We start from the raw sequence: 9,611 nt of genomic DNA, 5'->3' as shown, positions 1-9,611 counted from the left end.
GCGCTAACCCACCCTACGATGTCTACGATATCAGCCCATCAACCCGGATAGGTGTAGGCCGTCTTCACCGTCGTGTAGAACTCGCGCGCATAGGAGCCCTGCTCGCGGGCGCCGTAGCTCGAGCCCTTCCGGCCGCCGAACGGCACGTGATAGTCGACGCCGGCGGTCGGCAGGTTGACCATCACCATGCCGGACTCGCTGTTGCGCTTGTAGTGCGAGGCGTATTTCAGGCTGGTGGTGCAGATGCCGGACGCGAGGCCGAACTCGGTGTCGTTGGAGATCGCGAGCGCCTCTTCGTAGTTCTTGGCGCGGATGACGGCGGCGACCGGGCCGAAGATCTCTTCGCGCGCGATGCGCATGTTGTTGTTGGCTTCGGTGAACAGCGCCGGCTGGAGATAGTGGCCGGGCGTCTCGCGCTTGAGCAGCTCGCCGCCGAAGGCGAGCTTTGCGCCCTCGTCCTGGCCGATCTTGATGTAGCGCAGGTCCTGGTCGAGCTGGCTCTGGTCGACGACGGGGCCGATATGCACGCCGGCCTTGAGCGCGTCGTCCACCGACAGGCCCTTCAGGCGCTCGGCCACCGCGGCGACGAAGCGGTCGTGGATGCCTTCGGTGACGATCAGGCGCGAGGAAGCGGTGCAGCGCTGGCCGGTCGAGAAGTAGGCGCCGTTGACGGCGACTTCGACGGCGGTCTTGAGGTCCGCGTCGTCGAGCACGACCAGCGGATTCTTGCCGCCCATCTCGAGCTGGAACTTCTTCATCGGGTTCGACAGCACGCAGGCCTGCGCGATCTTGCGCCCGGTCTGCACCGAGCCGGTGAAGGAGATCGCGGCGACGTCGGGATGATCGAGCAGGGTCTGGCCGACCACGGAGCCGGAGCCGACGACGAGGTTGAAGACACCGGCCGGAATGCCGGAGCGGGTGATGATCTCGGACAGCGCATGCGCGGAGCCCGGCACCAGCTCGGCGGGCTTGAACACGACAGTGTTGCCGTAGCAGAGCGCGGGCGCGATCTTCCAGGCGGGGATCGCGATCGGGAAATTCCAGGGCGTGATCATGCCGACGACGCCGACGGGCTCACGGGTGAGCTCGACATCGAGACCGGGACGGACGGACGCACCCTTCTCGCCGATCAGGCGCAGCGCTTCGCCGGCGAAGAATGCAAAGATCTGGCCGGCACGGGCGACCTCGCCGATGCCCTCGGGGAGCGTCTTGCCTTCCTCGCGGGCGAGCAGGCGGCCGAGCTCTTCCTTGCGGGCGAGGATTTCGAGGGAAATCTTGTTCAGCGCGTCGTAGCGCACCTGCGGCGTCGACTGCGCCCAGGCGGGGAAGGCGGCCTTGGCTGCCGCAATCGCCTTCTCGGTCTGCGCCTTGTCGGCCTTGGCGTACTCGCCGACGAGATCGTTGRTGTTGGAGGGGTTGATGTTCTTGGTGACGCCGGAGCCGTCGACCCATTCGCCGCCGATGAAGTTCTTCAGGATCGCAGTCATCTCATTCCTCCAGGGGAAGTTTCTTACCGAACGAGGCACGGGCGCTTGTCGTCAAACGTCCAGCCGGGGATCAGGTCCTGCATGGCAATAGCGTCATCCCGGGCGCCGAGTCCATGCTGCTTGTAGAGGTCATGCGCGGCGTCGATGGCCGCCCTGTCGATTTCGATACCCAGGCCCGGCCTGTCGGGGACCGCAATCTTGCCGCCCTTGATCTGGAGCGGCTCCCTGGTCAGCGCCTGGCCGTCCTGCCAGATCCAGTGGGTGTCGATCGCGGTGACCTTGCCCGGGGCGGCGGCGCCGACATGGGTGAACATGGCGAGCGAAATGTCGAAATGGTTGTTGGAGTGCGAGCCCCAGGTCAGGCCGTTGTCCCGGCAGGTCTGGGCCACGCGCACCGAGCCTTGCATGGTCCAGAAATGGGGATCGGCCAGCGGAATGTCCACCGCCCCCAGGCGCAGCGCGTGGGAGAGCTGGCGCCAGTCGGTAGCGATCATGTTGGTCGCCGTCGGCAGGCCCGTGGCGCGGCGGAACTCGGCCATGATCTCGCGGCCGGAGAAGCCGGCCTCGGCGCCGCAGGGGTCCTCGGCATAGGCGAGGATGCCGTGCATGTCCTTGCAGAGGCTGACGGCCTCGTCGAGCGACCAGGCGCCGTTCGGGTCCAGCGTGACACGCGCGTCGGGAAAGCGCCTGGCGATCGCGGTGACGGCCTCGATCTCCTGCTCGCCGCGGAGCACGCCGCCCTTGAGCTTGAAGTCGGCGAAGCCGTAATGGTCGTGGGTGGCCTCCGCGAGCCGCACCACGGTCTCCGGCGTCATCGCTTCCTGATGGCGGAGGTTGAACCATTCCGCCTTGCCGGTCTCGCCGGTGACGTAGTCGAGCCTGGACTTGCGGATGTCGCCGACGAAGAAGAGATAGCCGAGCGTCTCGACGCTCTTGCGCTGCTGGCCTTCGCCGAGCAGCGCGGCGACCGGCAGGTTGAGATGCTGGCCGAGCAGGTCGAGCAGCGCGGACTCGATCGCCGTGACCGCATGGATCATGACGCGGAGGTCGAAGGTCTGCTTGCCGCGGCCGCCGGCGTCACGATCGGCGAAGGCCGTGCGGACGTCGGCGAGGATGTTGTTCATCGCGCCGACGGTCTTGCCGATGACGAGATCGCGGGCATCCTGGAGCGTCTGCCAGATCTTCTGCCCGCCCGGCACCTCGCCGACGCCGGTGTGGCCGGCATTGTCGGTGAGGATGACGATGTTGCGGGTGAAGAACGGCGCATGCGCGCCGCTCAGATTGAGGAGCATGCTGTCGCGGCCCGCGACCGGGATCACCTGCATCGCCGTGACGACCGGTGCGCCGGCGACTGGCGCGCCGGAGATTTCAGTCTGGGCCATCGCGCGCTCCTCCCTGCTGTGTTCGGTCGTTATTCTGCAGCCTGTTGTGACGAGCGGATGGCGGGCAGGTTCTTGACCAGCGCGGTGAGCTCCGCAATCTCCTGCTCGGTGAGATCGGTCAGTGGCGGGCGAACCGGGCCGGAGTCGCGGCCGATCACCTTCATGCCGGCCTTGATGATCGAGACCGCATAGCCCTTCTTGCGGTTGCGGATCGCGATCAGCGGCAGGATGAAATCCTTCAGCCCGGCATGGATCGTCGCGTGATCGCGCTTGCGCACGGCGGCGTAGAAATTGGTCGCGAATTCCGGCACGAAGTTGAACACGGCCGAGGAATAGGTCGTCACGCCCATGTCGAGATAGGGCAGCGCGAAGGTTTCCGCGGTCGGCAGGCCGCCGATATAGGTGAGACGGTCGCCGAGCTTGGTGTAGACGCGGGTCATCAGCTCGATGTCGCCGATGCCGTCCTTGTAGCCGACGAGGTTCGGGCAGCGCTCGGCGAGGCGGGCCAGCGTGTCGGGCTGGAGGATGGCATTGTCGCGGTTGTAGACGATGACGCCGATCTTCACGGCGGCGCAGACCGCCTCGACATGGGCGGCAAGGCCGTCCTGCTCGGAATGGGTGWGATAGGGCGGCAGCAGCAACAGGCCGTCGGCGCCGGCCTTCTCGGCGCCAACAGCGATCTCGCGGGCGATCGCGGTGCCGTAGCCGGTGCCGGCGAGCACGGGCACGCGGCCCTTGGTCTCCTCGACGGCGATCTTGACGATTTGCGGAACCTCGGTCGGCGTCAGCGAGAAGAACTCGCCGGTGCCACCGGCGGCGAACAGGCCTGCGACGTCATAGCCGCACAGCCAGTCCATGTTGGCCCGGTAGGTCGCCTCGTCGAAGGAGTAATCCGCCTTGAACGGCGTGACGGGGAAGGACAGGAGGCCCGATCCGATCTTCTGGGCCATTTCCTGCGGGGTCATCTTGCTCATGGGCGCGGCTCCCTAATTGCGTGTTGTGGAGGACGCAAGCCTGCGCGTCCATGCGCCGTGGTTTAGGAGACCGTTCGATGCGCGTCCAAGCCAAAGCCTATATCGACTGATGCGAAATCAGCATCAATCTTCCATGGTCTCCGCCGAGGACAACTCACCTGCGATTTTGACCAGCGCCGACAGCAGCGGATTCTCGTCGTCGCGGCGCCAGACCATGAACAGCTCGACYGGGACACGCGTGCGCAGCTTCAGGGGGCGCAGCCGCACGTCGGAGATCTTCAGGCTTGCGGCCGCGGCCGGCACGATGGCAAGGCCGAGGCCGGCACGGACCATGGCGAGGATCGAGTGGATCTGGCTCAGGTGCTGGACATAGCGCGGCAGCACGTCGGCGCGGGTGAACAGCGCCACCAGGAGATCGTGGAAGTAGCGGCTCTCATAGGGCGAATACATCACGAAGGGCTGGTCGTCGAAATCCTTGATGGTGATGCTGTCGGCGCTCGCCAGCGGGTGCTTCTTCGGGATCGCGGCAAGCAGGGGCTCGGCGACGACGCGGCGGCTGGCAACTTCAGGGCGCGCGATCGGCGGCCTGAGCAGGCCGGCGTCGATCTGGCCCGAGCTGAGCGCTTCGAACTGATCGCCGGAGACCATCTCCTTCAGCGAGAAATCGACTTCGGGCAGCTTGGCGCGGCACGCCGCGACGAGCTCGGGGAGGAAGCCGTAGGCGGCCGCTGCCGTAAAGCCGATCTTGAGCGAGCCGGTCTTGCCCAGCGCGATGCGGCGGRCGACCTGGGAGGCGCTTTCCGCAAGCTTCAGGATGCGCCGCGCCTCCGGCAGGAAGCTGCGGCCCGCAGGGGTCAGGCGCACCGAACGGCTGGTGCGCTCCAGCAGCGGCGCATCGATGATGTGCTCGAGCACCTGGATCTGCCGCGAGAGCGGCGGCTGGGTCATGTTCAGCCGCGCGGCGGCGCGGCCGAAATGCAGTTCCTCCGCCACCGTGACGAAACAGCGGAGCTGGTTGAGGTCGAACATCGATACATGCCTTAGATGAATAAGGCGTTTCCCCGGCACTTCTAGCATCGATCATCCCCAAAACAAAGACGGCGGCTTTTTGGGCCGCCGTTGAGTTGCCTGGTCAAGCTCCCGTGGGAGCCCTCAGGAGGAACGTTTGAGCACCACCCGCTCGATCTTGCCCACCACGACGAGATAGGCGAACGCGGCGACCAGCGCGTTGGCGCCGACGAACAGCAGTGCACCGTTGAAGGAGCCGGTCGCGGCCAGGATGTAGCCGATCACGATCGGGGTGGTGATCGAGGAGAGGTTTCCGAAGGTGTTGAACAGGCCGCCGGAGACGCCGCCGGCTTCCTTCGGCGAGGTGTCAGAGACGACGGCCCAGCCGAGCGCGCCGATGCCCTTGCCGAAGAAGGCGAGCGCCATGAAGCCGACCACCAGCGCCTGTCCGTCGACATAGTTGCAGGCGATGATCGACATCGACAGCAGCATGCCGCCGACGATCGGAATCTTGCGCGCCATGGTCAGCGACCCCGTGCTGCGCAGGATCGCGTCCGAGATGATGCCGCCGAGCACGCCGCCTATGAAGCCGCACAGTGCGGGCAGCGTCGCGACGAAGCCGGCTTGCAGGATCGACAGGCCGCGCTCCTTGACGAGGTAGACCGGGAACCAGGTCAGGAAGAAATAGGTCAGCGTGTTGATGCAGTACTGGCCGAGATAGACGCCGAGCATCATGCGGTTGGAGAGCAACTGGCGGATATGGTCCCACCCGGAGCCAGCCTCCGGCACGCGCTCCTGCTTCAGATCGTCTCTGGGCGCGTCGAGATCGACCAGCGCGCCGCCTTCCTTGATGTAGTCGAACTCGGCCTCGTTGATCCCGGGATGCTCCTTCGGGCCGTAGATGGTCTTGATCCAGACGAGGCCCATGACGACGCCGAGGGCGCCCATCGCGAAGAACACGAAGCGCCAGCCGTAAGCGTGGGCAATCCAGCCCATCAGCGGCGCGAAGATCACGGTGGCGAAATACTGTCCCGAGTTGAAGAAGGCGGACGCGGTGCCGCGCTCATTGCCGGGAAACCAGGCCGCGACGATGCGGGCATTGGCGGGGAAGGAGGGCGCCTCCGCGATGCCGACGAGGAAGCGAAGTGCGAACAGCACGACGATCGCGGTGCCGGCGCTGAAGAAGCCGACCCAGCCCTGCATCATCGTGAACAGCGACCAGACGATGATGCTGAAGGCATAGACGAGGCGCGAGCCGTAGCGGTCGAGCAGCCAGCCGCCCGGCACCTGCGCGATCACATAGGACCAGCCGAACGCCGAGAAGATGTAGCCCATCGCGACGGGATCGAGATGCAGCTCCTTGGAGAGCGCGGGGCCTGCGATCGAGAGCGTGGCGCGGTCGGCGTAATTGACGGTCGTGACCAGGAACAACATGGTCACGATGAACAGCCTGACGCGAGACCTCCTCACGTCCGCTGCGGACACCACTGCGCTCATCACGCGCCTCCTTAGAACTCGAATGTTTCCTCACCACGACTCCTAGAGGCGCGCGCGGCAAAGTGTCCAAGTTGAAGGGAGTATCGATCGATGCCGTTTTTGGATTGATGGAACGGCAGGTGGGAGGGAACGATTGTGAGCTGACGAGCATGCGTAGGCAAGATGGCGCCACGCACTCAACTGTCATTCCCCGCGAAGGCGGGGAATCCAGTACGCCGCGGCTTCTCGATTCAATCACAGCCGTCACGGAGTATTGGATCGCCCGCCTTCGCGGGCGATGACAGCAGGTGTGTGGGGAGGGCGAGCCACGAGCTCGCAATGACGGCGTGGAGAGAGCTCGCTCTCGCTTCTTACCGCTGCGCGCCCGGCAACAGCGGCGCCAATAGTCCCCGCGTCACGCCCGGCGGCACGGCATCGAGGCCGAGCACGGCGCTCGCTGYGGGAAGCGCCGCATCCGCCATTGCGGCGTGGCCTTCGGCGCTTGGATGCACGGCGCCGCCATAGACGGCGGAGAGCACGCCCCAGGTGGCGTCGTGGATGTCGGTCGGCTGGCTCGCGGCCGGCAGGCCTTGCGGGTAGGTCATCGCCGCGAAGTAGCTGTCGTTGGCGTCGCGGATCCAGCGGGCGCGCGGCAGATAGGCGCGATACTCCGAGGCGCCGCGGCCGCACAGCATCGGCTGGCTCGCCGCCGTCACGATGTCCGGATTGAAGCTCTGGCCGTTCTCGGCAAAGCAGGTGCGGTCGAATTCGGGATCGTTGCCGGAATGCGCGCAGAAGCCGTGATCTGCGAACGCTGCCTGATGCGCGTCGACGAAGGTCATGCGGTCGGCTTCGGGATCGCGGCACAGCGCGCCGCGGGTGCAGGTGGCGAGCCCCTTCAGCTGCGGCAGGAATTCGGTGTCGACGAAGGTCGAGACGCGGGCGAGGCGCTGCGGGTCGGCGTTGAAGGACGGATGAATGTCGAAGCCGGCGCGGCCGCCGCGGCAGGGCACGCCGCCGTCGGCGAGCGCCGGATTGGCGTAGGAGACATAGACCACATGCGAGAGGTCGCCGCCGACGAGCGGCTTCAGCGCCTCGCGCAGCTTGACGAAATTCTGCGGCAGCTCGCGCGCCAGCGCATCGCGGGATTCGTCGACGCTCGCCATCACGCCGGAGCGGCGGAACAGCGCGCGCTCGGTCGCGGTGTCGACGATGACGTCGGCGACGAGACCGGAGAAGTAGACATCATTGGCACCGACCGAGAGCAGCACGAGGTCGAGCGTGCGGTCCGGCTGGCGCTTTTTCGCCGCGGTGAGCGCCTCGCGCAGCTCGGCGACCTGCGCGTTCACGCTGGTCTGGCAATTGCCGTTCTTGCTGGGCGCGCATTCGCGGGCGCGCTGCGAGCCGAGCAGCCCGTCGCCGATGCTGGCGCCGGTGCAGGCGAGCGGCAGAAAGGTCACCGCGATGTGGGTGTAGCGCACTGCGAGCGCCAGCGCGGTGCGGGCCTGGTAGCTGTAGAGCGAGCGGTGGCAGGGGGAGTTGAACCAGAGCGCGCCGTAGCGCTGCCAGTTGGCGAGCGTATCCGGCGCCTCGCAGGCGCGTCCGCCTTTGTAGCTGGCGCGGCTCGGCCGGTAGTATTGCCCGCCGGCGGTGCCGAGATAGGAGCGGAAGCAGAAACCTTCGTCCGACAGCGCCAGCGGCCGGTCGGGATTGCCTTCACCCGAGGCAATACTGTCGCCGAGGCCGGCGACGAAGACGTCGCGGACCTGGATCTCGGCCTGAACGCGCTGGGTCGGATCGGAGCCGGAGGAGACGTCGACGCTCGCGACCGTCTGCTTGCCGTAGCGGACGCGCAGGTTGACCGGTTCGGCGCAGTCGAAGGTCGATTGTCGCGRCCCGTCGCCGTCGTCGAACGACCAGGCGCAGGTGGCGCCGACCGGCACCGCGCCGACGAGGCGCACGGTGACGGGGTGGTCGACCGGGGTGATGTAGTCTTCCTTGGTGTTGTCGCGGGTGCAGGGCTGATTGACCCGGCCCTGGAGGTCGATGCAGAGCCGGTTGACCATGTTGCGGGCCCAGCCGCGGCCCTCGCTCTGGAGCTCCAGCGACTGCTCGGCGGCGAGGATGCTGCGGTTGCGCGCGTTCTCCACATGAAGCAGGAAGTCGCGCTCCTCGCGGAACAGGCGGAAGCGGTTGCGCACCTCCCAGGAAATCTGCATGGCGCCGGCGTCCTGCGCGGCTGCGCGCTCGGGCTGCAAAGCAGTCAAAATCCCGGCAAGCAGCAGGGCGCCTGCGAAGAAGGTGCGAAGAGATGATCGGATCATGGCCCGCGTGTTCAACGGCAAAGTTGAGGCGGAAATAAGAGAGGATTGCTCCCCCGCCCGCAACCTTTGTCTGACGATCTTGCGCGCCGCCGTCCAGCGCCTCAGCGCTTGCTGGCCTGCCGAAGCGACCGTTCGCGCTCCATCGCCGCCACCTGCTTGGGCAGGTTGCCCTGGGCGCAGGCCTCCGCCAGCCGCCGTCGCTCCTGCCAGGGCTCGACCACGTTCATCCAGAGCTCGCGTGCGCCCATGATGGAGATGGCGAGGCCGAACGGGATCACGAAATAGAGCAGGCGGAACACCAGCAGCGTCGCCAGAAGCTGCTCGCGGCCGAATTCCGGCAGCGCCACCAGCATGGCGGCGTCGAATACGCCGATCGAGCCGGGGGCATGGCTGGCAAAGCCGAGCAGGGTCGCCAGGATGAACACGACGGCGAGCGACAGGAAGTCGATCGGCGGATTGGCCGGCATCAAGAGGTACATCGCCGTGGCGCAGAAGCCGAGATCGACCACGCCGATCAGGATCTGCACCAGCGTCAGCGGTGCCGAGGGCAACACCACCTTCCAGCCCTTCTGGCCGAGCTCGCGGCGCTTCTCGCCCATGCACAGCCAGACCAGATAGGCGCCGATCGAGGCGAGGCCGCCGAGCGCGATCAGCCGATTGATCGGCGACGGGAGCTGATCCATGTAGGAGGCGGCATCGGGATGGATGGCCATGCCGATCGAGAGCACGAAGATGTTACCGAGCCAGAAGGTCAGGCCTGACAGGAAGCAGATTTTCGCAACGTCGATCGCGTTCAGCCCATAATCCGAATAGATCCGGAAACGGATCGCGCCGCCCGTGAACACCGTGGCGCCGATGTTGTGGCCGATCGAATAGGACGTGAAGCTGGAGAGCGCTGCAATGCGATAGGGCACGTGCCTCTTGCCGATCGTTCGCAGTGCAAAAAAGTCGTAGAAGGTC

General features: G+C 66.3%; 7 protein-coding genes. All 7 read right to left on the bottom strand.

The features are described from left to right. Positions 1 to 38 precede the first annotated feature (38 nt). Positions 39 to 1,487 carry an aldehyde dehydrogenase family protein gene (locus tag AC1D00_RS13050; protein WP_477010951.1) on the bottom strand — a complete coding sequence of 483 codons (1,449 nt, stop codon included), beginning with the start codon at positions 1,485 to 1,487 and terminating at the stop codon, positions 39 to 41. A gap of 23 nt (positions 1,488 to 1,510) precedes the next feature. Beyond that, positions 1,511 to 2,869: a glucarate dehydratase gene (gene gudD, locus AC1D00_RS13045; protein ID WP_477010950.1), complete on the bottom strand. Its 1,359-nt coding sequence runs from the start codon at positions 2,867 to 2,869 to the stop codon at positions 1,511 to 1,513. A gap of 29 nt (positions 2,870 to 2,898) precedes the next feature. Continuing rightward, a complete protein-coding gene (gene kdgD / locus AC1D00_RS13040) occupies positions 2,899 to 3,843 on the bottom strand; it encodes a 5-dehydro-4-deoxyglucarate dehydratase (RefSeq protein WP_477010949.1) in 945 nt (314 codons plus the stop codon). Between the two features lie 123 nt (positions 3,844 to 3,966). Continuing rightward, entirely contained in the window at positions 3,967 to 4,872 is a 906-nt protein-coding gene (locus tag AC1D00_RS13035) for a LysR family transcriptional regulator (RefSeq protein WP_477010948.1), read from the bottom strand. 123 nt (positions 4,873 to 4,995) lie between these two features. Continuing rightward, positions 4,996 to 6,348, bottom strand: coding sequence for an MFS transporter (locus tag AC1D00_RS13030; RefSeq protein WP_477010947.1), 1,353 nt, complete (start codon positions 6,346 to 6,348; stop codon positions 4,996 to 4,998). Between the two features lie 350 nt (positions 6,349 to 6,698). Then, a complete protein-coding gene (locus tag AC1D00_RS13025) occupies positions 6,699 to 8,651 on the bottom strand; it encodes an SGNH/GDSL hydrolase family protein (protein ID WP_477010946.1) in 1,953 nt (650 codons plus the stop codon). A 101-nt stretch (positions 8,652 to 8,752) separates the two neighbouring features. Beyond that, a partial coding sequence (locus AC1D00_RS13020) for a lysylphosphatidylglycerol synthase transmembrane domain-containing protein (RefSeq protein ID WP_477010945.1) occupies positions 8,753 to 9,611 on the bottom strand: 859 nt, incomplete at its 5' end.

This window comes from Bradyrhizobium sp. P2_E8, from assembly GCF_056403875.1.
Note: the sequence above shows the minus strand (reverse complement) of the source record. Positions and strands in the feature narration are given on the sequence as shown.